This window comes from Nitrospirales bacterium, from assembly GCA_031315865.1.
In the GTDB taxonomy this organism is placed as follows: Bacteria; Nitrospirota; Nitrospiria; order Nitrospirales; family UBA8639; genus JAGQKC01.
The window spans coordinates 2,358,810-2,383,656 of sequence record JALDRJ010000002.1; the positions used below are offsets into that span (position 1 = coordinate 2,358,810).

A 24,847-nucleotide genomic window follows, 5' to 3' on the forward strand; every position below is an offset into this window, starting at 1 on the left:
GTCCATGAAATCTTGCCTTAGCCTATTCACCTGATTATTTCTCCCCACGGACCTGATACCCTTATCCCAATGTTCTTGGAGGCTACGAGGACACGCTGTTAGTTGATGGGGCTTGCCGTGAGTGTCAGGAACGATGCCTTCTCTCCCCGTGCTCTCCCACAGTGTTGACAGAGCATATGTGAAATGCAGAAAGGGTTACTCTCCTTGAGACCGTCTGGAGTTTTTGCAAGAGTCCTGATTGCCTTGGGTGTGGTCTTTCTCGTGCTGGGAGTCCTTGGTTCGGTCGTTCCTCGAACCCCAATCTTAGACCGTCAGCAAGCCGTCATTTTTGAAAACGAAAAGCTCCGCGTCGTGCTTGATGGAATTATCGAAGGGCTCAATCCACTCTTCGTACGAAATGGCATTCTCTATGCGATGGAGGATCATTATTTGTACGTGAGTACAGATGGTGGGGAAACCTTTGAGCAACGAGGAAAACTCCCCAAGGACGATGATTCGTTCCTGGCGAAAATGAAGGATATCATCGCTCGAAACAGATGGGTCCGTTCTCTCAGACGAAACCGCTCGGTGGAGAATCTGGCCGTGTTGCCCACAGGCACGATTATTGTTGTCTATGATCAGGTGTACCGGTCAGACGATGGTGGAATGACATTTCACTCGGTTTTCAAGTATCCAGATGACATTCTTCCGCCCTTTATGGCGGGATTGGCTGTGAGTCCGGATGGAGATGTGTATTTCGGAGAATATGATGCCGATGCACGTCCGCATGAGATTAGCATCCTCAAAGGGGAAAATGATGGGAGGTCGTGGCGCGAGGCTTACCGATTTCCTTCCGGACAGATCTTTCATGTTCATTCCCTGATCTATGACGAGTATAGGGATGGCTTGTTGATCGCCACCGGGGATCATGATCAGGAAAGTCATCTGTATTTTACGAATGATGATTTTCAGTCTCTACGGGAGCTTGGAGGGGATAGTCAGGATTGGAGGATCGTGTCACTTGTTCCCACGAAGGAAGCTTTGTACTGGGGGTCGGACAACGACCGGACTGGTGCCGGCATTTTTCGTTGGGATGTTCAGAAGGATTCGCTGAAGCAGCTGAAATTTATCGGGACCCCGAGTTACTTCTCCACTTGGCTTAAAGATGGTACGGTGGTGATATCCACGGCTTACGAGCCGAGGTCTGAGTTTACGAAATCCTCTTCTCCTCCACCAACTATTGCCTTATGGGCATCCCGTCATGGACAAGAATGGTTTGAAATCATGCAGTATGACTCGCTTGCCAAGCTGGACCCCAATGATCCTACGCGAGCAAGTTTTGCCTTGCCTGATGGTGATGGCAGTCTCGATGCTCTTATTGTGACAGCCCATTATACCGTGAACAATGATTTTGCGTTGCATCGGTTGGAGTTAGAGTGGAAGGAATAATCTTTTTCACCATCGGGCGGCCAGGTGAAGAACCTCGCCACGAACGTGAGAAGACGGCGTGTCTGAGGAACGTTTTATGAGTAGGAATGGTCGCCCCATAAGTTTGCGACAGACCAGGATCGTCTCAAGAATTTGAACAAAGGGCAGTTGAGTGAAGACAGAAAAACCGTTAGCAGAAGTTCTATTGGGCGGTGCCGCATGGATGATGGCGATGCGGTGGGGGGTCCGACTGATTGGTTTAGCCAGCACCGTAATCTTGGCGCGACTCTTGATGCCGGAAGATTTCGGTATGGTGGCCATGGCGATGGTCTTTGTCGGTTTGGTTACCCAACTGTTGGACTTTGGTCTCGAGTTTGGTTTGCTACGTAATTCACATGCAGAGCGTCGCCATTATGATACCACCTGGACCATCCGTTTGCTCCAGATGGCTGGCATCGCGGTGTTGCTGGTTCTCGCGTCACCATTGATCGCCTCGACCTATGATGAACCACGCGTGATTCCCATACTGTGGGTGATAGGACTAGGGGCCTTTGTCCGAGCGTGGGAAAACATCGGAACGATAGACTTTCGAAAGCACTTGTTGTTCGACCAAGATTTCAAATTTAACATTTATATTAAACTTTGGGGGTTCCTTGTCACGATAGGGTTGGCGTTTTATCTTCGCAGCTATTGGGCTCTGGTGTTAGGCACGCTCTTTAATAATTGCGTCGCGGTCGCGTTAAGTTACAAAATGTCATCTTACCGGCCACGCTTTTCATTCGAAGCCCTTCATGAAGTGTTTGGGTTTTCACAGTGGATGTTAGTCCGAGGACTTGCGAATTACACGTTTGGGCGGGGCGATGAATTTATCGTCGGTAAAATTTTTGGTTCGATCAGTTTAGGGTATTATGCCGTGGCCAAGAATATTTCTCATATGGCCACTGCGGAGATTATGTCTCCTATTTCCAGGGCGTTTCTTCCAGGGTTTTCGAAATTTGAGGATGATCCGACTCGGCTCGCCTCTGCCTTCGTTCGAGCCATTGCCGGGATATCCTTGTTGGTCGTACCCGTTGGACTAGGGTTGTCATGTGTGGCTTCTGAAGTCGTGCCTCTCGTATTGGGAGAAAAATGGTCACAGGCGACTCCGTTTTTACAATTATTACCGGTCGCAGAAGTCATCATGGCGATTCATGCGCTTGCGGGAAGTTTAGTGATCGTCATCGGTCGAGTGAAGATGTTGGCGGGGGTCGCCTGGTTGCGAGCCATGATGATGTTGTGTTGTGTTTATGTTGGCTATCAATGGTCGGGGCTGCTGGGAGTCGCCTATGGCATGATTGTGAGCTCGATTTTTTCATTTTTCGCCTTAAACAGCGCGGCAATCCACGTGAGCCAGGTTGAGTGGGGAAACGTGTTACGTGCGTTAATACGTCCTCTGCTATCAGGACTGCTTATGATCGCGATGGTGTATGAAGTCCATAGTGTTTTGGTTCTTCCATCATTGCCGTTGTTGATCGTGAAAGTTGTTGCCGGGGCTTTGACCTATCTGTTAGGAATTTTTGTGTTGTGGCGAATGTTTGGAGGTACACAGTCTATAGAGATGGAGCTCATGACGATGATTCGCCAAAAGCTGAAATGGAATTGAAATCTGAATGCCTCGGTTGCGGCTTTTCCTATGAGGGGCCTTCGCATGCCTTCAGGAGCATGTCCACACATTGGAATTGCTCATGTTTTGTGAATGAGCGTTTGAATGGTTTCCTCTAAGAGGGTTGTGCGGTTTTCCCAATTGTTGAGTCGGGCTGTTGCCTGGCGTTGTTCCTTTGTGCCCCTTCCGCCGTTATTGATCGCGTCATCGATGGCATCGAGCCATTCTTCTTTGCTATTGGCGGAGGCCACGACATCTTGAAACGGATCGATGGCGGCTAACGGCGAACTGACGACAGGAAGTCCAGTGGCAAGATATTCATGCAATTTTAAAGGATAGCAAAACTTGGCCCAACGTGCGTTTTTCGAATGGGTGGCGTAAATCATGATGTTCACATCTGTGCGAGTGATATAAGCTGGCAGTTCTGTAGGATCTTTGGCTCCAAGGTAATGGACATTGGGCAGCTTTTGAATTTCCTGAATTGCGTGCAGCCAGACATCTAGCCCATTGCTAGATGAAGCGCTCGCGAGTAAGCCGTAATTGGCAATTAGGCCGATAATGATAAAGTGGTAATGAGGACGTGTGAGCGCGAGTTCATACAGCAGAGGCAGATCGATTTTGGCGGTTAGTCGACCAGCGTAGCAGACGCGTGGATGAGGTATCTGCGCTAAGTCATCGGGATACGAAGCATTGGTGCCATTAATAAAAGTCTCAGCATCAGCTCCGTTGGGAATAATGACCGCACGCTCATGATGTGAGGAGGGGAGGCAACTGGCCATGGCCTGGCCGGAAGCGATGATCAGATCGGATTGGTCGGCTAATTTCTCAAAAATCATCTGGTCGTTGGAAGTCCACCCGGGTTCTTCAGGATAGGCATCGCGAACATGAAACACGAGGTAATCTGGTTTGAGGGCTTGGACGTATGGATAAAACGAAGGATGAAAGATATAACCAATCAGCGGCTGTTTGTGCTGACCATTTTGTCGATTGTTCTCTAGAAGAAGGCGCTTCAGTTTCCAGGCATGTAAGAAATCGCATAGTTGACGCCAGGGGGCAATCACAGGCCATGACGCGAGCACTTTCCCGGGCACATCGAGGGTGACGCCATTGGCCGAGTCATGACTGGGCCAAAACGGTAACGTTTTAAACGGCGCATCATTGCGGTCCCACAAGGTGCATTGCCCCTTGCTGTAGACGATATTCCAGCCGCGTTGAGCGAGACGAGACAGGAGCTGTTGCCGGTTCATCCATGGACCTTGCCACGGGTTAATGTCAAAGGCAATGATGTTTCCTTTGTTAGGCATCTAAAGCACTCTATGATGTAGGATCTGCAACCATGTACCTTGTCCTAAATCGAATGCGACGAATCATTCAGAGGCGGTTCAACATGCATGCGATCAAAGATGGTACAGCCCAACGTACTGATCGACAATTCGCTACCCATCCACTGTACCATGTGCCGGGAACGATTTCATGTCGTCTTGTCAATATTGCTCGGAGTGAAGGGTGGAAACATTAAATGTTTTTTCGAAAATTGAAAGCCTCATATTCCGTAAAGATTGGAGAAGAGTGAAGCCGATACTTCAATGAGGTCAGCGTTTGCCTGCGCAACATCTATGCGCAATCGGTAGCTATGTGCAGGAACCCCTCAACTTGCTTCTTTTGCAATCGTTGTTATGATTGAGTCGGATGGTCATTCAGACCATAATAGGTTCCAAGTATGTCGTCGGTTGGTCGGATTGCATTTGAGGAGAGGCCCTGCCTCATCAGACATGAAAAGTCGGTATGTCGTACCTGGCAAGGAAGGCGTGAATGACGAATGAGTGTCGATGAACTGGTCATGGATAGTTTGAGGCTGCCTCGTGCAATCAGTGCTGACCTCCTGTGCCCGATCTGTAAGTATTCGCTCATAATTCGGCCAGGTGGTGACTGTGCATGTGCCAATCCCGAATGTTCGACAACGTTTCCGATCGTTGACGGATGTCCTGTGCTCATTAACGAAGCCAATAGTGTTTTTTCGATCGATGATTACGTCGCGAGAAATATCACGACGATGGATATGCGTGAAATAGGCGAGGTACAAGAATCCATGTTCGGAAAAGTCAAACGCTGGGTGGCTCGCTTGACGCCTTCCATATCGCGTTCGGTCAATACGTTTCCGCCTAAGAAGGCTCTGGAAGAAGTGCTAGCGAATGTTGGACGTACCCCCAGAATATTGGTCATCGGATCGGGCGATGCGGCGATCACCCTCGAAGGAGCATGTGAGTTAATCTATAGCGACGTCGCTATAGGCCCACTGACGCAACTTGTTTGTGATGCTCATGATATTCCTTTTCCCACCGGCTATTTTGATGCGGTTATGGCTGTCGCGGTTTTTGAGCATGTCGCTGATCCTTACCGGTGTGTGAACGAAGTTCGACGGGTACTGACCGACGACGGGTTTGTGTACTCCATTACGCCATTTATGCAGCAAGTCCACATGGGCCGCTTCGATTTCACGCGTTTTACCTACCTTGGTCATCGTCGTCTCTTCCGGTGGTTTACGGAAGTCCGTAGTGGTGTCGCGAATGCTCAAGGCATGGTGCTAGCTTGGAGTATCGAGCGTTTTGTGTCCGGATTTAGCGACAACGCGAGAATTCATTCTGTCCTCAGGTCATTGTCTCGATTTCTCGCGTTTCCTTTTCTGTTCTTCGATCAAATCCTCGCTCGGAAAGCCGGTTCATTCGATGCCGCCTCTGGATATTATTTTTTTGGAAGAAAAAGTGATCATGCATTGTCTGATCGGGATCTGATAAAGGGCTATAGAGGCATGGTTCATGTTGATCATTCTTGAAAAGAGCTTGGTTCCATTTATTTTACTCGTACAGCGCTTCCTAGAAGGCCGATAAAGCACTAAAATGGTGCTGTGGCCCTAAAAAATCGATCATGATAAGTACCTTCATTCTGCAACACATGGTGATGAACAATATTTTAGAAGATAAGCGTAGTATATGGATGAGGACTTTTTTAGCATAATTGAGCTAGAAGGTTTCGAGAGATGGACGGGGTTTGCCCTTAGGAATAGGTATATTTCTACCGATACCAGAGCTATAGAGGTGTGTTTTATCTGGAATTTTAATGTCTCAACAAAGAGGACGTGATGAAAGTTAGCATTTTTGGACTGGGATATGTGGGGGCCGTTTCCCTGGGGTGTCTGGCTCGTGACGGACATCAAGTAGTGGGCGTGGATTTAGATCAGACCAAGTTGGACTTGATTCGGAAAGGGGCCACCCCCATCATCGAAGAAGGCATGGAAGAGCTCATGCGCCATGCCGGATCATGTGGCCGGGTAGAGGTGACCAATAATGCCTCGGATGGTGTTCACCGTTCTGAAGTGTCGTTCGTGTGCGTTGGGACTCCAGCACGTTCCAATGGTAGCCAGGATTTAACGGCCATTCAGCGTCTGAGTGAACAAGTTGGCGAGGCGATGCGAACGAAGACGGATTATCATGTTTTCGTCATTCGATCAACAGTATTCCCTGGGACAGTGGAGGATATCATCGTTCCGATCATTGAGAAGCACGCGGGAAAACAATGCGGGAAAGACTTTGATGTGTGTTTTCAGCCGGAATTCCTTCGCGAAGGTTCTTCCATCAAAGATTATGATAATCCGCCGTTTACCGTGATCGGCACAGCCTCTAAACGGGCAGAAAAAGTCCTGCATGATTTATTCGGCCATTTACCGTGCGAATTTCTTGTGACATCGATACGCACGGCTGAGATGTTGAAATATGCCTGCAACATTTTCCATGCCTTGAAAGCGACCTTTGCGAACGAGGTGGGGCGTCTTTCCCAGGCTATGGGGGTGGATTCTCATGCCGTGATGGAGATGGTCTGTCGTGATACACGTCTGAACATTTCGCCAGCGTACTTGCGACCTGGGTTTGCCTTTGGAGGATCGTGCTTGCCCAAGGACCTCAAAGCCATGTTATATGTCGCGAAATCGAAAGATGTTTCAGTGCCGATGCTTGGGAACGTCTTAACGAGTAACGCCATTCACATCGATCATGCGATCAACATGGTACTGGAATCAGGGAAGAAGTCTATTGGCCTGATTGGATTGAGTTTTAAGAGCGGAACAGATGATTTACGAGAGAGTCCCCTCGTCGTCATGGCCGAACGATTTATCGGAAAAGGACTGAATCTTCGTATTTATGACCCGGAAGTGAATGTCGCGAGGCTTATTGGGGCTAATCGCCGGTATATCGAAGAAACCATTCCCCACATTTCCTCCTTGATGATCAAAAACTGTGAAGATCTCATCGCACAGTCAGATGTACTGATTGTTGGCCTAAGCGATAAGGCAATCATGGAAACCCTTTATCAGAACACATCTGATGAGCAGATGATCCTTGACCTGGTAAATATTCCCCAGAAGAATCGTATTCGAGGCGAATATCATGGCGTGTGCTGGTGATTCGGCTTCTTTGGTCTCCCGCAGTCTCAATTCATATCACAGCAAATAGAAATATTGATCCATGGTGTACTGTGGAAGGAATCTATTGAGATGAATAACGGTTTTGACAGAGAGAATCAAATTCAGGTGATGATCGGGATATCTGGCTGCTTGGCTATTCCCCGGTACGAGTCTTGTGCATCATGAAAATCGGTGGTGAGCTCGGTTATCGATGTCTGCGCTGGTTAAAGCCAGGAACAGCAAATCAGGATGGCACTGATCCTCCATTTTCCTATATTCAGAAAGTTAAACAGATCGTAGGCCAGGATGGGTGGGAAAGTTTACGTGGGAAAACCATCCTCGATTTTGGCTGTGGGAGCGGTGATGGATGTATTGAAATGGCTCAGCATGGGGCCACCCATGTGATTGGGCTTGATATTCGACTTCATTTGTTAGATGTCGCGAAAAGCTCGGCAGAAAGGGCAGGCGTCGCAGACAAATGCACGTTTAGTGATACCACGCAAGAGCAGGTCGATGTCATCGTGTCCATTGATGCATTCGAGCATTTTGACAATCCTATGGAAATCCTTTCGACGATGAATCGCCTCCTGGCTCCGGATGGAAGTGTGATTGTCTCCTTCGGTCCCACTTGGTACCATCCATACGGTGGGCATCTTTTTTCGATTTTTCCATGGTCGCATTTGGTCTTCAGTGAGTCTGCTCTAATTCGCTGGAGATCTGATTTCAAGCATGATGGCGCGACCCGTTTCTCCGAAGTCTCCGGCGGCCTGAACATGATAACGATCAAGCGATTCGAAGAATTGGTCCGGCAGAGCAATTTCTCCATCGAATCTTTTCGCGCAGTTCCGATAAAACCGTTGACCTGGGCCCACAATCCAATCACACGAGAGTTCACCACTTCGGCGGTCGAGTGTAAGCTTGTGAAGGAGCCCGAGGGATCCCGCTCTTGTCGGACTGCGAGTACAACGCCTCGTTAGACATATTCAAGACTCATCCTAAGTCGGGACTCGGGAAAATCAGTTGGTGCATTGTTTCCCAAGTTCTAACGTTGTCGCCTTCAGTTTTTGTTAACTGAACGAATCCGAAACACGAATGGAGATGAGAAGGTGATGTCGAGCATGTTCTTTTTTCCAATGTCCGATCCTGAACTCTTCATCGTCGATTTCCCGTAGGCCATGGAACCCTTACGCGTTTTAATGTATTCGCAGCGGTTTCCTTTTCCTATGGATACCGGAGGGAAAATCCGAACTGGGCAGTTGCTCAAACGATTACATCAACGATTTCATATTACCCTCATTACTAATATGGAGGAGGAAAAAGATCGTCAATATATCGATGAAGTCGCCACGCTGTGTTCTGAGTATCATGCCATCGGTTGGAAAGAAGTTCCGAAATTTAGTCCGAAATTTTTCATGAACGTTCTTCTACGTTTATTTTCTGCGAGACCGATTACCGTCTTAAATGATTATTCGCAGGACGTCGAACGGAAATTGCACGACTTAATCATGGAGGAGAGATTCGACTTAGTTATTTGTGACTTTTTGCAGCCGAGCATTAACTTCGAACACATCAGGACGCTTCCCTCCATTCTCTTCGAGCATAATGTGGAATATGTCATCCCGCAAAGACATTATCTGACGAGCCGAAACCCGCTTTTGCGTTGGTTTTGGAGGTCTCAGTGGAAAAAAATGGAACGTTACGAAAAAGAAGCCTGTCAGAATTTTTCCGGTGTCATTGCCGTATCGGTTCAAGATCGCGATTGCTTACGAGCGCTCACTGGAAAACAGGAAATCTTCTCGATTCCCACTGGAGTCGATACCCAGTATTTCATGCCGACCAACGGTCCCTGTGAAAAGCATACGCTTGTGTTCTCCGGTTCGATGGATTGGATTCCTAATGAAGATGGTATTTCCTATTTTATCTCGGATATTCTCCCGCTCATTCAAGCACAGATTCGGGATGTGAGGCTTACGGTTGTGGGAAGAAATCCTACGCCCGGACTTCAGAAACTGGCGGAAGATGTTCCTCAAGTCCGATTTCTTGGAAGGGTTGAAGATGTTCGGCCCTATATCGCTCAAGCAGAGGTCTATATCGTTCCACTCCGGATTGGAGGGGGGACACGAATTAAGATTTTTGAGGCCATGGCCATGGGAAAAGCCGTCGTTTCAACTTCTATTGGAGCTGAAGGTCTCCCAGTGATATCGGAAAAGAATTGTCTGCTTGCTGATTCTCCAGAGGATTTTGCTCAGGCTGTGGTGACGTTACTGCATGATTCGGAAAAAAGACGATCTATTGAACGAGCGGCCAGGAAGTTCGTGGAAGATGACTTCACGTGGGAAAAAGTCTCTGAGGTATTTTCGGATATTTGTCAGAACATAGCAGGAAAGTCATGATGGGTAGCATAGGATTAGCGTTATCTTATCGTGCGCGATGGTCAAAAGGGGGCGAGATGCGTCATCGTTAACTATGCCAAGAAGGTGTATCCATTTGGGCCGGTCCTGTGGTTCATGCTTTTCCTGTTCGTCCTGACCTGCTTCCTGGAATTCGCTGTACGGATTTCGATGGGAGCCCCGAGATCGGAGCAACTTCCTTTACTCCGTGTAAAACCAGACCGGGATTTGGGATACCGGCCACTTTCCGGTGATCAACATTATGGATATGATCAATTCATCACGCTTAACCACCTTGGGTTGCGGGGCCAGGACGTCGGTCGAAAAGATCAGGACGAATATCGCATCTTGGTTTTCGGGGGAACGCAAGTCTATGGCTTGGGGATAGAGGATCGGGATCTCGTCTCCAGCGTGCTTGAAGCTCAATTACGGCAATTTGTCTCAGATCGATCGTACAGGGTCATCAATTTTGGTGTGCGTGCCTACACGCTCACACAGCAGGCTCGGTTTCTTGAACAAGTGGGTGTGGGCCTGAATCCTGACCATGTCGTGGTGGTTGTTGATCAGTACACGTTGGCGCCGACGGACATCCAAACCTATTATCACCGGATATCTGGTCGGGATTGGTACATGCTCGACCTGGACGCAAAACCTGACGGCGAAGCGCTCGGAAAGTGGTATATTATTCAGATGGCGCGAAAGAGCGCCTTGGTATCGTGGTTCTATAATGTCTATAAGATGTGGAAACAACGAAACAGCGTCATTACTCAATTACTGCAGGGAAACCCGGAGCGTTTCATTCAGGAACAGCGTGTACACGTGGAAGCTCAGATTGATGCGTTGCTGGCGCTGGCTCAACAACATCATTTTCAGCTCAGCATCGCCTTGCTCCCTGTTTCTTCTCAAGTCTCTGATCCTGCGCCCGATCTCCTGTATCAATCCACCATACGTGATCTTGCCACGACACGTGGAATCATGTTTTTTGACCTACTTGAACCGCTTCGTCACCTTTATCAACAAACGCAGACGCTCCCGGTGGCTCCGTTTGATGAACATTATGATGCCGATGCCCATAAGGCAATCGGAATGTTTCTCGCTGAGAGACTGGCAAGATACATCCGTTCTCATGCGACGATATCGTAATGGGTGACAAACCGGGACCGTGCTGATGGTTTCTCCATAGAACGAAAGATCAACTCCATGTGTGGCATATACGGTATTCTGAATTTTTCTGAGCACCAAATCGGTCAACCAGACGTGCTTGATCGTATGGGGAAAGTCATGGTCCATCGTGGCCCCGATGACCACGGGGAATATGTTGGGCCGGGAATCTTGTTAGGGATGAGACGCTTAGCCATTATCGATGTGGCGGGCGGACATCAACCGATCGCGAATGAAACGAACACCCTTTGGACGGTATGTAACGGAGAAATTTATAATTTCCGAGAACTCCGAGAAACGCTTTCTCGGCAGGGGCATACATTTTCTTCGAAGTCTGACAGTGAAGTGGTCGTGCATGCTTACGAGCAGTACGGTGACGAGTTTATCACGTGCTTGGATGGGATGTATGGGTTCGCCTTGTGGGATACGGCTCGACGCCGGTTGTTGGTTGGACGGGATCGTCTTGGGATTAAACCACTCTATTATTACAACGATGGGTTTCGTCTCGTCTTTGCCTCAGAAGTGAAGTCTATTCTGGCAGTTCCCGGTGTGTCTGCCGAGCTTGATCCTGCCGCACTGCAAGAATATTTAACCCTCGGATATACCCCTGCGCCGTACTCTATGTTCCGGGGCATTCAGAAATTACCTCCGGCCTCCATGCTGATTTGGGAGAATGGCCGTTGTGAGATCCGGAGTTATTGGCAGTTTCCTGATTCGGATGCGATCGATCACTCGATGGATGAACAGGAATGGGCTGAAGCGGTCGTGGAAGCCTTTGAAGCAGCTGTGGTGTCTCAAATGGTCAGCGATGTGCCTCTTGGCGCGTTTCTCAGTGGGGGCATTGATTCGAGTAGTGTTGTGGCACTCATGGCGAAGAATAGTCGTCAGCCGGTCAAGACCTATTCCATTGGATTTGAAGATTCAGAAGGAGGGCAATATTACAACGAGCTCCCGTACGCTCGTCGTATTGCGGAGCTCTTTGGGACGGATCATAAAGAAATTCTCGTCAGGCCTGATGTCGCGAGTCTGCTCCCGCACCTGCTTTGGCATATGGATGAACCGATGGCTGACGCCGCGTTTATCACGACCTACTTAGTGGCTGAATTCGCAAGGCGCGATGTGACCGTCATTTTATCGGGGGTTGGAGGCGATGAGTTGTTTGGCGGCTATCGGAGGTATCTCGGAGAATACTACGGGCAATATTACAATCGTGTCCCACAGTGGTTGCGCCATCATGTTTTGACGCCTTTGGCTCGTGCGCTTCCGAGTGATCGCCATTCGCCTCTCTTGAATCTTTCGCGGTATGCCCGAAGCTTTATGTTATCGAATCAACTGTCATTCGCAGAGCGATATCGCACCTATGTGCAGGTCTTCAATCATGCTCAGCGCAGTCGCTTGCTTCAGCAACCTGGTTCTTCGGACATGGATACATTGGGAACGGTATTGGCTGGATCAAAAAGTGGTGATGCCCTGAGGCGTCTTCTTCAAGTCGATCTTTCGACTCAGTTGCCAGATGATCTGTTATTGCTGACAGATAAAATGACCATGGCGGTGTCCTTGGAATGTCGCGTTCCGATTCTCGATCAACGGCTCGTTGAACTCTCTGCGCGTATGCCCTCTCGGTATAAAATTCATGGTCGACATCTTAAGCACATCTTGAAAGTGGCGTTCAAGGGAATCCTTCCAGATGATATTCTCCATCGCAAAAAGCGGGGATTCGGTGCTCCCATGGGGGCATGGGTGAAAGGCGCCTTATCGCCTCTTCTCAAGTCCGTTCTCTCGAAGGAATCTATTCAGCGACGTGGAGTATTTGATTGGAACGAAGTTGAACAGACGATCGCTCTCCATGAAGCCAATAAAGAAGATCATACCGACCATTTACTGGCTCTGATGAATTTTGAAATCTGGAGCCGGATGTACCTCGATGGGCAACAACCTGAAGAGGTTGCCGCCCAGCTTCACATGAGTTAGTTCATTGAAGATTCTCTATCTTTGTCATCGTTTCCCTTACCCACCGACCAGAGGTGGAAAAATACGTCCATTCAATATGATCAGGCATTTAAGTCAGCAAGGACATCACGTGACTGTGGCGTCTTTGACTCGTTCCGACGAAGAAACCCGGGAGGCGCAGGGCATTCGAGAGCATTGTCATGATTTTGTCTGTGAACAAGTCAGTACGACAAGCGCGACTCTTCGCATGGTTGGGAGCCTTCTGACCACTTCTCCAGCCAGCATGGGATATTTTTACTCCAATCAACTTCAGCGTCGAATCGATGCGCAACTTGCCAAGCAATCATTCGACCTTATCTTTGTGCACTGTTCATCGGTTGCCCCTTATGTGGCCCGGGTAAGGGGGATTCCGAAAATGCTTGATTTTGGAGACATGGACTCCCAGAAATGGCTGATCTACTCTCAGTTTCGCCAGTTTCCGATGTCTCTTGGATACCGCTTAGAGAGTATGAAACTGCAACAGGCTGAAATTGCTCTGGCGCAACAGTTCGATTATTGCACGTGCACGACAAAAGCCGAGCTTGAGACACTCAATAATTATGGGGTACAGGTCCAGACTGATTGGTTCCCCAATGGCGTGGATACCGAGTATTTTCAACCCACAACGGAACCGTATGATCCAGATGTTCTCTCGTTCATCGGTCGGATGGATTATTATCCGAATCAACAGTGCATGTTGTCATTTTGTCACGAGATATTGCCAGCCATACAACAGCATCGCCCCGGAACCAAGTTGTGGATTGTGGGAGCCAATCCATCCAGGGCCATACAGGCACTTGCGCGATTATCGAATGTGACAGTCACCGGATCGGTGAAAGACGTGCGGCCCTATGTGTGGCGTTCAGCCGTCAATGTTGCACCGTTAACCATCGCACGAGGAACCCAGAACAAAGTGCTTGAGGCGATGGCCATGGGCGTTCCAGTCGTGAGCAGTGAACAAGCTGCTGGAGGAATTGATGCCGTGTCAGGGGAACATCTTCTGACAGCATCGACGAGAGATGACTATTGTGAGGCTATCCTCCGATTACTAGAAAGCCCAAAGGAGCGAGAACGCTATGCCAAGCATGCGCGTGCACGTATGTTATCGCACCATAATTGGGAGGGTTCGATGAATAAGCTGAGCCATTTAATCGAAAAGTGCGTAGCAACTTCGTCCAGCTAAAATGCTCAGTTTTTCTTACTCGAGGCATCAGCAGAAATGATCGGTAAAGAAATTCCCCCCAGGTTTTAATGCCTGGGGGGAACAGTCGAAGAGGTGGACGAAACGCGCTAGGGCAATTGTACCTTGCTAACGATCAACTCGTCGTACCAGATGTACCCTTCCGGGTGATCTTGCGTGCTATCTTTGTCTGTTTGATAGGGCAAAAACCATACTTTTCCGTAGCCTTTGGTATTTCTCAGGGTATGCAAGTAGTCGATAATCAATAATCGTGGCCCACCGTCTTCCTGCACCCACAAGCGGATTCGGCTCGGTTGTCCTGACGCGGCATGTGTAATGCCTACTTGATAGGTGACCCAGACATCGGCCTTGTAGGGAAAACACCCGTTAGAAAAATCTGGAGGATTTTTGTCTACGATATCACTCCGCAAGCAACGATTGTCTCCGCCCGGTTGGTAATCAAAGTCATTCGTGCCTGAGACTTTCTTTTCGAATGGCTGGAATAATCCGCAGGCGTGGTACATTTGCGGGACGCCACGTTGAAAACTGTTCTGAACCACAACTTCATTACTGGCACAAGAAAACTCGTCGGCGGCGCCAAGCATGCCGTGTTTCCAACCTGCGCTATTCTTATACTTCGTTGCCAGGAAACTCGCCGAGTATTTTTGCCGCCATCGAACGAAGATTTCTTCGCCAGGCTGAATAGATTTTCCTCCATTAAAGTCCGCAAACCGTAAAAAGTATTGCCCAGACCCTCCAGCGCCACTCATGGTTGGCACGGTGAACTTGAGAGTGCCGTTTTCAATTTGCGGGCATGTTCGGGAAGCATTGTCCAGGATGGCAGAGCTGTCACAATCTCCCTTATTGTGGAATATTCCCTCAACTCCATCAAAATCATATGGCGGCTGAGTAGAAAAATCTCGGCATACCAATGTTGTGCTTCTCGCACACAGCTCCGCGAAATCACTAGTACCTGATGGTGGGGACGGGGGTGGCGGAGGAGGCGGGGGAGTGCCACCACTGGAAACAATCTTCAGTTGAACTGGTGCATTAGGGGCCACCGTGTCAACTGTCGGCGTTGGCGGTGGAGGAGGAGGAGGGGGGGGAGCGGAGCTTCCGCCTTGAGCATGCTTGTATAACCAGGTCGAATTATTTCCCCCAGTGTACCGGGCGTACAGCACAACGCCATAAGTATTAATCGGGACTACGAATCCATAAATGAAATTGCTACTAGGTGTAGAGAAAATCCCTGGACTCGTTGCCTGGTGATTGACGGTTCTCCACCTATTCTCCGAAAAGTCAAACGCATACATATCATCACTTTTCGTTAACACCAGAAAATCCCCACTCACTGGGTCGATCGTCTGAAGCCCTCCAATACTCGTATGAGGAAGTTGGAGATAGGCAGGGGCAGGAGGCAATAGCGTAATATTGCCATTCACATCCATCTTACACCATGCCTTTGAGTTGTAGAACTTTCCGCCACTTTCAGTATTTCCACCGCCAAAGATAATCACATGTTCAATGGGGTTATACGCGGCGAAGGAGTGAATGTATCCCGCCGTTGGATCTCCGGGGTTCGCGAAGCATTCACGCTTTCCCGACGCGTGAGTTTTCCACGAATCAGAGACATGATCATATTCTCTAATAATTCCATACGTCCCGTCCGCGATATACCATTTCCCTCGATCAGGGAAGTACTCCATGGCATGGGCATGGCCTCCGTCGTTCGATGTTGTGGCCCCCTCACTCCAAGAATTGGAATCGATGTGGTAGCGATGGACGCGTAGGGAAGATGCTGCGGCGTACAAAAACCCCATAATCCGATGCTGGGGAGAGATGGAATTGTGGTTGTATCCGTGACTGAGGCCTTTCTTGACACCATATATCTTGAGGTCACGCGTCCACGTGTTGGTGCTTTCTGAATAAAAATGCATTATGGCTGGTACCAGATGCCCAGACCCGATGAATAAAATTTTGCGACTTGTAGGATCCCAAGTCACTTCTCCTAAGTAATTGACCGAAGGATCCTGGCGTTCACCAGGATAGAGAACATAATCTTGGGTAAACCCTTCAGACTTCAACTCCGCCCATGTGCCAGGCGCCATCGAATTGGCGACATCGCTCAGCTCACTTGCCCAGCTTGCCTCAGGGCTGTAAGAAATCACAGTAGTAACGAGCAAAAAGAGTATATATTTCATCGTTTTGGGTATGTTCATTGTTATCCTCTCCAAGCTTAATCTCTAAGTAAAACATGTTCTCTATATATCATACTATGCGGCCTATTGAATGGGGCTGATTTTCACATAGTTGAGGATGGTCTTGCTCGTACCTCCGCTACGGGTAAGGCGAATGCTCAATTGCCCATCAGTCACCGTGACGGGGAGATCGGTGATCTTCAAAAATTCTCCAGTACGAGTCGCAACATTATCGATAACGGTGACGCCCTCGATTTTAATATGATGGGGGCCTTGCGGATAGCTTGGATCTCCACTGGCCAGGGAAACGAGATAAGTGCCATTGGGGATGTCGTATCTCCATGTTGCAGAGGTGCCTTCATCAAAATGAATGAGGGTATCCAGGGACTGATCGCTCACCCGGTTGCGTTCGCGCGTATTGAGGCGTGTCGACCAGCCATACCCACGGCTGCTGGAATACGGTGAGCCATCGTCCTTGAGGAACCCTGAAGGGGTAGAAGAAGAGGAGGGTTGGAAGTTGATGGCCACTGTGGCGGCAACCGGTGGCGGATCATCGCTGGGTGGCGGGTCGTCACTGGGGGGTTGTGGTGGAGCCGGTGGCCCGGCATTCGGGTCCATGGGGGAAATCTTTACATAGTTGAGGATGGTCTTGCTCGTACCTCCGCTACGGGTGAGGCGAATACTCAATTGTCCATCAGTCACCGTGACAGGGACGTCGGTGATCTTCAAAAATTCCCCAGTACGAGTCGCAACATTATCGATAACGGTGACGCCCTCGACTTGAACATGATGGGGGCCTTGTGGATAGCTGGGATCTCCACTGGCCAGGGAAACGAGATAAGTGCCATTGGGGATGTCGTATCTCCATGTTGCAGAGGTGCCTTCATCAAAATGAATGAGGGTATCCAGGGACTGATCGCTCACCCGGTTGCGTTCGCGCGTATTGAGGCGTGTCGACCAGCCATACCCACGGCTGCTGGAATACGGTGAGCCATCGTCCTTGAGGAACCCTGAAGGGGTAGAAGAAGAGGAGGGTTGGAAGTTGATGGCCACTGTGGCGGCAACCGGTGGCGGATCATCACTCGGGGGCGGGTCGTCACTCGGGGGCGGGTCGTCACTGGGGGGTTGTGGTGGAGCCGGTGGCCCGGCATTCGGGTCCATGGGGGAAATCTTTACATAGTTGAGGATGGTCTTGCTCGTACCTCCGCTACGGGTGAGGCGAATACTCAATTGTCCATCAGTCACCGTGACAGGGACGTCGGTGATCTTCAAAAATTCCCCAGTACGAGTCGCAACATTATCGATAACGGTGACGCCCTCGACTTGAACATGATGGGGGCCTTGTGGATAGCTGGGATCTCCACTGGCCAGGGAAACGAGATAAGTGCCATTGGGGATGTCGTATCTCCATGTTGCAGAGGTGCCTTCATCAAAATGAATGAGGGTATCCAGGGACTGATCGCTCACCCGGTTGCGTTCGCGCGTATTGAGGCGTGTCGACCAGCCATACCCACGGCTGCTGGAATACGGTGAGCCATCGTCCTTGAGGAACCCTGAAGGGGTAGAAGAAGAGGAGGGTTGGAAGTTGATGGCCACTGTGGCGGCAACCGGTGGCGGATCATCACTCGGGGGCGGTGGAGGCGGTGGTGGTAGGGGAGGTGTGCTATTCGAATCCGTTGTAATCTTGTGAATGTGTGTGACAACACCATTGTCCCCAGAGAGTTTGATATGAACCTCTTGGCTGGTATTTGCGTCCAGGGGAATAATGAACGTCATGGTCGACCCCACGCCTGAGGCAAAGGCAGGTTTTCCATCGGTGTAGAGGTCGATATCCCACCATAAATTACTGCCTTGTCCTTGCACGGTCACCGTTTGTCCAGGCGCAAAGGATGCGCTTGCACTCGGTGAAGAAATCTCAGTGGCCGTACCGGCGTTGGGAGTTGCCGTGCTGACTTCAGCAGACGGCGCACTTTCATTGCCGGCTTCGTCGTACGCAGTGACCGCAAAGTAATGCTTTTTGGTGGGATCTAGATTGCCCTTTTTATAAGTCGTCTGATTTTGCACGTCATCAGGAAACCCATACACTCCAGATTGTGTGCCGTGGAAAACATTGTATCCCGCTAAATCATCTTCTTGATTTGGCGCCCACTCTAACTGAACATCATCGCCAGCAGAAACGCTGTAGGAAAGAAAAAAGAGTGTACTGAAGACAAGCATTGCGAAGGTAATATTTTTACGCCAAGTACTCCAAGTAAGCATCGGGTGCCTCCTTAATTAAGAAAATCTCAGAAGGCCCCGTTCCACGAGGGGTATTTACTTGAGCTTTGCCTTCCTTCGGAAACCCGGCTGTCAGAATGTTATGCGGTCTGACCCGTGGCTTTGCGTCCCTACCTCGCGATAGGTTTGCCTTTTTCGGGAAGGAGCCTTCACAGAATCTGTTAGAAGATGTGAGGGGATAAACTAGTATCCATCGAACGTATACCTACCCTGTTGAAAAAATAGTATTCGAATTTATGACGAACATAGTGGCTATATCGGTCAAGATGACGAACTCTTAAATTACTTCAATTCTCAGAGTTTTGCTTACGTATTTCATTTCTTGCTCACTTAGCCTTCATAGAAATTTCTAATAGTTTCATTGAAATAATATTCCCTTATTGAGGCGTAATCCGGAGGTAATTGAGGAGTGTCTTGGTGGTGCTGGTGCGCGTCAAGTGCAGGGTGAGTTCGCCATCGGTGACGGTGACGGGCTGATTGGTGACGGTGACGAATTCATTGGCCTGGGTGGGGACGTTGTTAATGACGACGAGGTCTTCGACCTGAACCAGATGAGGGCCTTGAGCATGACTGGGGTCGCCGCTGGCCAGGGAGATGAGATAGGTGCCGTTGGCGAGGGGATAGCGCCAAGTGACGGTGGTGCCGGTGTCAAAGTGAATGAAGGTATCGAGGGCCTGATTACTGTTCTGTTCGCGTTCGCGGGTGTTGACGGCGGTGGACCAGCCGTAGCCTTGGGAATCAGAGAAGACAGCCCCGGTATCGCGCAGGAAGCCGTCGGGGGTGGAGGCGCCGGGGGGTTGGAAGTTAATGGCCACGGTGCTCCCCGAAGGGGGCGGCGGCGGCGGAGGCGGCGGAGGGGGCGGAGGGGGCGGGGGCGGAGAGGTTGTGGAGTTTGTTGGCGTAATCCGGAGGTAATTGAGGAGTGTCTTGGTGGTGCTGGTGCGCGTCAAGCGCAGGGTGAGTTCGCCATCGGTGACGGTGACGGGCTGATTGGTGACGGTGACGAATTCATTGGCCTGGGTGGGGACGTTGTTAATGACGACGAGGTCTTCGACCTGAACCAGATGAGGGCCTTGAGCATGACTGGGGTCGCCGCTGGCCAGGGAGATGAGATAGGTGCCGTTGGCGAGGGGATAGCGCCAAGTGACGGTGGTGCCGGTGTCAAAGTGAATGAAGGTATCGAGGGCCTGATTACTGTTCTGTTCGCGTTCGCGGGTGTTGACGGCGGTGGACCAGCCGTAGCCTTGGGAATCAGAGAAGACAGCCCCGGTATCGCGCAGGAAGCCGTCGGGGGTGGAGGCGCCGGGGGGTTGGAAGTTAATGGCCACGGTGCTCCCCGAAGGGGGCGGCGGCGGCGGAGGCGGCGGAGGGGGCGGAGGGGGCGGGGGCGGAGAGGTTGTGGAGTTTGTTGGCGTAATCCGGAGGTAATTGAGGAGTGTCTTGGTGGTGCTGGTGCGCGTCAAGCGCAGGGTGAGTTCGCCATCGGTGACGGTGACGGGCTGATTGGTGACGGTGACGAATTCATTGGCCTGGGTGGGGACGTTGTTAATGACGACGAGGTCTTCGACCTGAACCAGATGAGGGCCTTGAGCATGACTGGGGTCGCCGCTGGCCAGGGAGATGAGATAGGTGCCGTTGGCGAGGGGATAGCGCCAAGTGACGGTGGTGCCGGTGTCAAAGTGAATGAAGGTATCGAGGGCCTGATTACTGTTCTGTTCGCGTTCGCGGGTGTTGACGGCGGTGGACCAGCCGTAGCCTTGGGAATCAGAGAAGACAGCCCCGGTATCGCGCAGGAAGCCGTCGGGGGTGGAGGCGCCGGGGGGTTGGAAGTTAATGGCCACGGTGCTCCCCGAAGGGGGCGGCGGCGGCGGAGGCGGCGGAGGGGGCGGAGGGGGCGGGGGCGGAGAGGTTGTGGAGTTTGTTGGCGTAATCCGGAGGTAATTGAGGAGTGTCTTGGTGGTGCTGGTGCGCGTCAAGCGCAGGGTGAGTTCGCCATCGGTGACGGTGACGGGCTGATTGGTGACGGTGACGAATTCATTGGCCTGGGTGGGGACGTTGTTAATGACGACGAGGTCTTCGACCTGAACCAGATGAGGGCCTTGAGCATGACTGGGGTCGCCGCTGGCCAGGGAGATGAGATAGGTGCCGTTGGCGAGGGGATAGCGCCAAGTGACGGTGGTGCCGGTGTCAAAGTGAATGAAGGTATCGAGGGCCTGATTACTGTTCTGTTCGCGTTCGCGGGTGTTGACGGCGGTGGACCAGCCGTAGCCTTGGGAATCAGAGAAGACAGCCCCGGTATCGCGCAGGAAGCCGTCGGGGGTGGAGGCGCCGGGGGGTTGGAAGTTAATGGCCACGGTGCTCCCCGAAGGGGGCGGCGGCGGCGGAGGCGGCGGAGGGGGCGGAGGGGGCGGGGGCGGAGAGGTTGTGGAGTTTGTTGGCGTAATCCGGAGGTAATTGAGGAGTGTCTTGGTGGTGCTGGTGCGCGTCAAGCGCAGGGTGAGTTCGCCATCGGTGACGGTGACGGGCTGATTGGTGACGGTGACGAATTCATTGGCCTGGGTGGGGACGTTGTTAATGACGACGAGGTCTTCGACCTGAACCAGATGAGGGCCTTGAGCATGACTGGGGTCGCCGCTGGCCAGGGAGATGAGATAGGTGCCGTTGGCGAGGGGATAGCGCCAAGTGACGGTGGTGCCGGTGTCAAAGTGAATGAAGGTATCGAGGGCCTGATTACTGTTCTGTTCGCGTTCGCGGGTGTTGACGGCGGTGGACCAGCCGTAGCCTTGGGAATCAGAGAAGACAGCCCCGGTATCGCGCAGGAAGCCGTCGGGGGTGGAGGCGCCGGGGGGTTGGAAGTTAATGGCCACGGTGCTCCCCGAAGGGGGCGGCGGCGGCGGAGGCGGCGGAGGGGGCGGAGTACCGGTGGTCGTCGTAGTGACTTCATTTGAAGGGCCGCTTTCATTCCCTGCTTGGTCCAATGCAGTAGCAATAAACCCATATGTTGTTCCATCAAGAAGTCCAGTAATCGTATGTGAAGGAGCCTGTGGGTCACGAGGTGTTCCTGAGAATATAGGTGCTCCATAGTCGGATGAAGGGAGAACACGTCGGTAAATTCTATATTCCGCAAGATCTGATTCTTGATTAGGCTTCCAAGAAAGTGTGACGGATGCACCTTCACTCGTCTGCGTCATGCCTATGGTTAAGCTCAATATGCTTATGACATGAATGATTTTCTTAGATAACAGGTAAAATTTGATCATACGATATTCCATACCTAGCTCCTCAGACCATCAGGAAAATTTCAGGATGTGCTCCTGGACTGGGCGGAATTTAGTGCCAGAGTTGAATTGAAATAATTTATTAATGGCATTTGAGTGAGCAGTTTAATAAGACACTTATTGACTTCAGTAGTTATGAGATAGAACTAAGGTGAGTCCACTATCCTTGTGGAGAGGCCAGAAGATCTTTGGCAGAAATTAAGACCAAAGCAGCGGACAAGCAACATGTATGCCTTGTGTGGCAGAGATGAACATTCATGTTAAAAAATAATACGTTAGACATGAGAAACGGAATAAACCTTGCGTTCCTCTCGTGAAGACTTTTTTGAGTTGTATGTACTGCCATTCATTGTTTTTACGTAATTACTGAGGAGATAGGGATTTCCAGTATCTTTAACGTCTACAGAAAAATCAGGACAGAACGAACAGCCAGGTAGTGTAGGAGAAACAGAATTGAATAGGACTAAGGAATTCGTTGATCTACCTAAAACGTGAATTCAAGAAAGTTTGTGAGTTCTCATGAAGAATGGTAGCGTAGCGGGCATGGTCATCATGGGAGGTACCTTACTTGTCGTGGGATGATGTTTGATGTTTTCACGCCTTTCCATTTTTTGGAGATCAGCTTTAGGATATCTAACAATCATCGTGCTTGTTGTTGGAGTGAATCTGTATGTCCTGAATCAGCTCAGAGTCCTTACTGATTTGGGTGCTGAACTCGTTATCCATCATTTCCCCGCCGTGGAAACAGCAAAACGTCTAATTGCGAGTCTCTATGCTCAGCTCAAAAGTGATAAACAATACCTGGTGCTTCGCGATACGGTATTGCTGCAAGAATTTCTCGAGGAAGCTGAGAATTTTCGAAAGACTTTAAAGGTCTTGCAAGAGCAAGGAGACTCTCCAGAGGCTTCAAGCTTGCTGGCAAAAACGAAACAATTGCATGAAGAGCTTCATACGTTATTCCTGAGTGAGGGCGTTGAGCGGACAGATCGGTCTGAGGTTTCTATTGCATCGTATGAGAGTCGTCGTGATGCATTAGTCGATGCCATGACACAGACCATCAATGCCTACGTGACATTTCAAGAATCCAGCATTGGAGGTATTTTGCGGGACACGCATGTGCGTTCCGTGCAAGCCGTCGACATCTCTCGACAGTTAATGCTTATGGCGTTGTTGTTAGGGCTTGGTTTGGCGGGTGTGGCTAGCTATAGTATCCTGCGTCCTCTTCGGCGGGTCCAGGGCCAAATTCGTCGAATTGGACAAGGCCAGTTTGGTAAAACGGTTCCTGTGACGGTGCCTCATGAGTTACGAGAACTGGTCTATACCGTGAATTGGATGAGTGAACAATTACAACAACTGGATCAAATGAAGTCCGAATTTCTCGCCAACGTATCTCATGAGTTGAAGACGCCGTTAACGTCGATTCGTGAAGGGACGAAGCTGTTGGTCGATGGCATTCTGGGACCTGTCAATCATGATCAACGAGAGACGCTCACGATCTTAATGGAGAGTAGCCAGCGATTGAATCAGTTAATCGGCAATCTTCTTGATCTTTCCAGGATGGAAGCTGATATGTTGGCCTATCATTTTAGTCCGACGGATTTAAACCGGTTAGTCTTGCGATCCGTGGAAAAAATGAGGTTTTTGGCAGAACGTAAACATATTCAATTGTTGCCGGACCTTGTTCAAGATCGTATCCGTATGCAAGATGTCGATGGCCCACGGATTGAGCAGGTCGTTGAAAATCTGTTATCCAACGCTATCAAGTTTAGCGCGGATGGCGCTTCGATCACTATTCGTTCGAGAGCGGGAGAAGACAAATCGAGTTACCATCTATCCGTCGCAGATTCGGGACAGGGTGTGCCACCTGAGGACTTACCTCATATTTTTGAACGTTTTTATCAAGGTCGATCCCAGAGAGCCCATTCATACGTAGGGAGCGGAATCGGCCTGGCCTTGGCGAAGAAAGTCATCGAAGCCCATGGTGGAGACATCTGGGCGGAGAGCGAAGTCGGAAAAGGAACCACCATTCATGTTATTGTAGGGAATGAGAAATCTGTGGGAGTAGCTTCATAATGGTGAGGTTGTCTTTTTTTCGTGCTTGGTTCCACGTAATGATATTCGTGGTTTCTATTTTTGGTTTCCTGAGCTGTGCTTCTTCGCCCTGGGCTATTACCAATGACCAGGCGGATGTACCGACTCGAAACACTGCACTTCAGCCTATTCTGAAACCTGATCCTGAAGACCTTCCCTTTTTTCAAGCGATCGCTAAAGGCCAGAGCAAGGTCCTGGAGTCTTGTCAAGACAAGGGGGACTGTCAAAAACCCCATTTTCTTCGAGGTCTCGTTTTATTGTACATGGATCGTGAGGCGGCCAGGTCTCACTTTCGACAGGTCGTCACGGCCAAACCATCCAGCCGCTTGGCAGCTGAAAGTCGTTTTTGGTTATGGCTCCTAGACTCTCTGAATTCGGAAGGAACCGATGTCCAAATTACACATGTCGACTTTGTGCGGCGCTTGATTCGTGAGATCGTTGACCGAGAATTTATCGTCTATGATCTAGCCTCCAAACTTGAAGATTCCTCTATTGAGTCACTCCAGTTGGAAGTAGAGACGCGGGATAAGAAGGTTAATGAATTGAATCAGGTGGTTGCTGCGTTGACGAAGCAAGTCGATCTACTGAAGAAGGAACCTGCGATCAGATTGGCACTTCAGAAGGAATTGGATGAGAGAGAAAAAAAAGTTGAAGAACTCATGAGTCAACTTGAGGCGCTCAGGAGAATTGATCAGGAACTCAAGCAAAAAACTCCTCCCACTCGACCATCCGAAGAGCTGACGCCTTCGGCGGAGGTGGAGAAGATTTCCCCATGAAA

At 50.2% G+C, this 24,847-nt stretch carries 15 protein-coding genes and 1 riboswitch; of the genes, 11 read left to right on the forward strand and 4 right to left on the reverse strand.

Annotated elements, in window-relative coordinates; genetic code table 11:
• Positions 1 to 204 precede the first annotated feature (204 nt).
• Positions 205 to 1,428: a hypothetical protein gene (locus MRJ96_10795; GenBank protein ID MDR4501926.1), complete on the forward strand. Its 1,224-nt coding sequence runs from the start codon at positions 205 to 207 to the stop codon at positions 1,426 to 1,428.
• A 151-nt stretch (positions 1,429 to 1,579) separates the two neighbouring features.
• The gene (locus tag MRJ96_10800; protein ID MDR4501927.1) at positions 1,580 to 3,049 is read left to right on the forward strand and encodes a lipopolysaccharide biosynthesis protein; all 1,470 of its coding nucleotides are present in this window, start codon (positions 1,580 to 1,582) and stop codon (positions 3,047 to 3,049) included.
• Between the two features lie 80 nt (positions 3,050 to 3,129).
• Here MRJ96_10800 and MRJ96_10805 read toward each other — a convergent pair whose 3' ends face one another.
• On the reverse strand, positions 3,130 to 4,353 hold the full coding sequence (locus MRJ96_10805) for a glycosyltransferase (protein ID MDR4501928.1): 1,224 nt from the start codon (positions 4,351 to 4,353) through the stop codon (positions 3,130 to 3,132).
• A gap of 515 nt (positions 4,354 to 4,868) precedes the next feature.
• On the opposite strand from MRJ96_10805, the gene MRJ96_10810 reads away from it, so the two are divergent.
• From MRJ96_10810 to MRJ96_10840, 7 genes are all read left to right on the forward strand, one after another.
• Positions 4,869 to 5,882 (forward strand): class I SAM-dependent methyltransferase, encoded by a 1,014-nt coding sequence (locus tag MRJ96_10810; GenBank protein MDR4501929.1) that lies wholly within the window; start codon positions 4,869 to 4,871, stop codon positions 5,880 to 5,882.
• Positions 5,883 to 6,188: 306 nt separating this feature from the next.
• On the forward strand, positions 6,189 to 7,505 hold the full coding sequence (locus MRJ96_10815) for a nucleotide sugar dehydrogenase (GenBank protein ID MDR4501930.1): 1,317 nt from the start codon (positions 6,189 to 6,191) through the stop codon (positions 7,503 to 7,505).
• Positions 7,506 to 7,687: 182 nt separating this feature from the next.
• Positions 7,688 to 8,482 carry a class I SAM-dependent methyltransferase gene (locus MRJ96_10820; GenBank protein MDR4501931.1) on the forward strand — a complete coding sequence of 265 codons (795 nt, stop codon included), beginning with the start codon at positions 7,688 to 7,690 and terminating at the stop codon, positions 8,480 to 8,482.
• Positions 8,483 to 8,680: 198 nt separating this feature from the next.
• Entirely contained in the window at positions 8,681 to 9,898 is a 1,218-nt protein-coding gene (locus tag MRJ96_10825) for a glycosyltransferase (GenBank protein ID MDR4501932.1), read from the forward strand.
• 30 nt (positions 9,899 to 9,928) lie between these two features.
• Positions 9,929 to 11,038 carry a hypothetical protein gene (locus MRJ96_10830; GenBank protein MDR4501933.1) on the forward strand — a complete coding sequence of 370 codons (1,110 nt, stop codon included), beginning with the start codon at positions 9,929 to 9,931 and terminating at the stop codon, positions 11,036 to 11,038.
• A gap of 57 nt (positions 11,039 to 11,095) precedes the next feature.
• The gene (gene asnB / locus MRJ96_10835; protein ID MDR4501934.1) at positions 11,096 to 13,027 is read left to right on the forward strand and encodes an asparagine synthase (glutamine-hydrolyzing); all 1,932 of its coding nucleotides are present in this window, start codon (positions 11,096 to 11,098) and stop codon (positions 13,025 to 13,027) included.
• Positions 13,028 to 13,031: 4 nt separating this feature from the next.
• Positions 13,032 to 14,228, forward strand: coding sequence for a TIGR03087 family PEP-CTERM/XrtA system glycosyltransferase (locus MRJ96_10840; protein MDR4501935.1), 1,197 nt, complete (start codon positions 13,032 to 13,034; stop codon positions 14,226 to 14,228).
• A gap of 107 nt (positions 14,229 to 14,335) precedes the next feature.
• On the opposite strand, the gene MRJ96_10845 is transcribed toward MRJ96_10840, so the two are convergent.
• From MRJ96_10845 to MRJ96_10855, 3 genes are all read right to left on the reverse strand, one after another.
• On the reverse strand, positions 14,336 to 16,444 hold the full coding sequence (locus MRJ96_10845; protein ID MDR4501936.1) for a hypothetical protein: 2,109 nt from the start codon (positions 16,442 to 16,444) through the stop codon (positions 14,336 to 14,338).
• A gap of 63 nt (positions 16,445 to 16,507) precedes the next feature.
• On the reverse strand, positions 16,508 to 18,682 hold the full coding sequence (locus tag MRJ96_10850; protein ID MDR4501937.1) for a hypothetical protein: 2,175 nt from the start codon (positions 18,680 to 18,682) through the stop codon (positions 16,508 to 16,510).
• Between the two features lie 74 nt (positions 18,683 to 18,756).
• Positions 18,757 to 18,841: riboswitch (cyclic di-GMP riboswitch) on the reverse strand.
• 236 nt (positions 18,842 to 19,077) lie between these two features.
• The gene (locus MRJ96_10855) at positions 19,078 to 21,567 is read right to left on the reverse strand and encodes a hypothetical protein (GenBank protein ID MDR4501938.1); all 2,490 of its coding nucleotides are present in this window, start codon (positions 21,565 to 21,567) and stop codon (positions 19,078 to 19,080) included.
• Positions 21,568 to 22,623: 1,056 nt separating this feature from the next.
• Between MRJ96_10855 and MRJ96_10860 the strand changes: the two genes are divergently transcribed.
• Both MRJ96_10860 and MRJ96_10865 read left to right on the forward strand, forming a co-directional pair.
• Positions 22,624 to 24,051: a HAMP domain-containing histidine kinase gene (locus MRJ96_10860; GenBank protein MDR4501939.1), complete on the forward strand. Its 1,428-nt coding sequence runs from the start codon at positions 22,624 to 22,626 to the stop codon at positions 24,049 to 24,051.
• Positions 24,052 to 24,098: 47 nt separating this feature from the next.
• On the forward strand, positions 24,099 to 24,845 hold the full coding sequence (locus tag MRJ96_10865) for a hypothetical protein (GenBank protein MDR4501940.1): 747 nt from the start codon (positions 24,099 to 24,101) through the stop codon (positions 24,843 to 24,845).
• Positions 24,846 to 24,847: the final 2 nt, after the last annotated feature.

Coding starts and splice junctions, on each gene's coding strand:
- MRJ96_10810 (MDR4501929.1), top strand. CDS start 4,869: ATGAGTGTCGATGAACTGGTCATGGATAGTTTGAGGCTGCCTCGTGCA.
- MRJ96_10845 (MDR4501936.1), bottom strand. CDS start 16,444: ATGAACATACCCAAAACGATGAAATATATACTCTTTTTGCTCGTTACT.
- asnB (MDR4501934.1), top strand. CDS start 11,096: ATGTGTGGCATATACGGTATTCTGAATTTTTCTGAGCACCAAATCGGT.
- MRJ96_10825 (MDR4501932.1), top strand. CDS start 8,681: ATGGAACCCTTACGCGTTTTAATGTATTCGCAGCGGTTTCCTTTTCCT.
- MRJ96_10805 (MDR4501928.1), bottom strand. CDS start 4,353: ATGCCTAACAAAGGAAACATCATTGCCTTTGACATTAACCCGTGGCAA.
- MRJ96_10815 (MDR4501930.1), top strand. CDS start 6,189: ATGAAAGTTAGCATTTTTGGACTGGGATATGTGGGGGCCGTTTCCCTG.
- MRJ96_10850 (MDR4501937.1), bottom strand. CDS start 18,682: ATGCTTACTTGGAGTACTTGGCGTAAAAATATTACCTTCGCAATGCTT.
- MRJ96_10820 (MDR4501931.1), top strand. CDS start 7,688: ATGAAAATCGGTGGTGAGCTCGGTTATCGATGTCTGCGCTGGTTAAAG.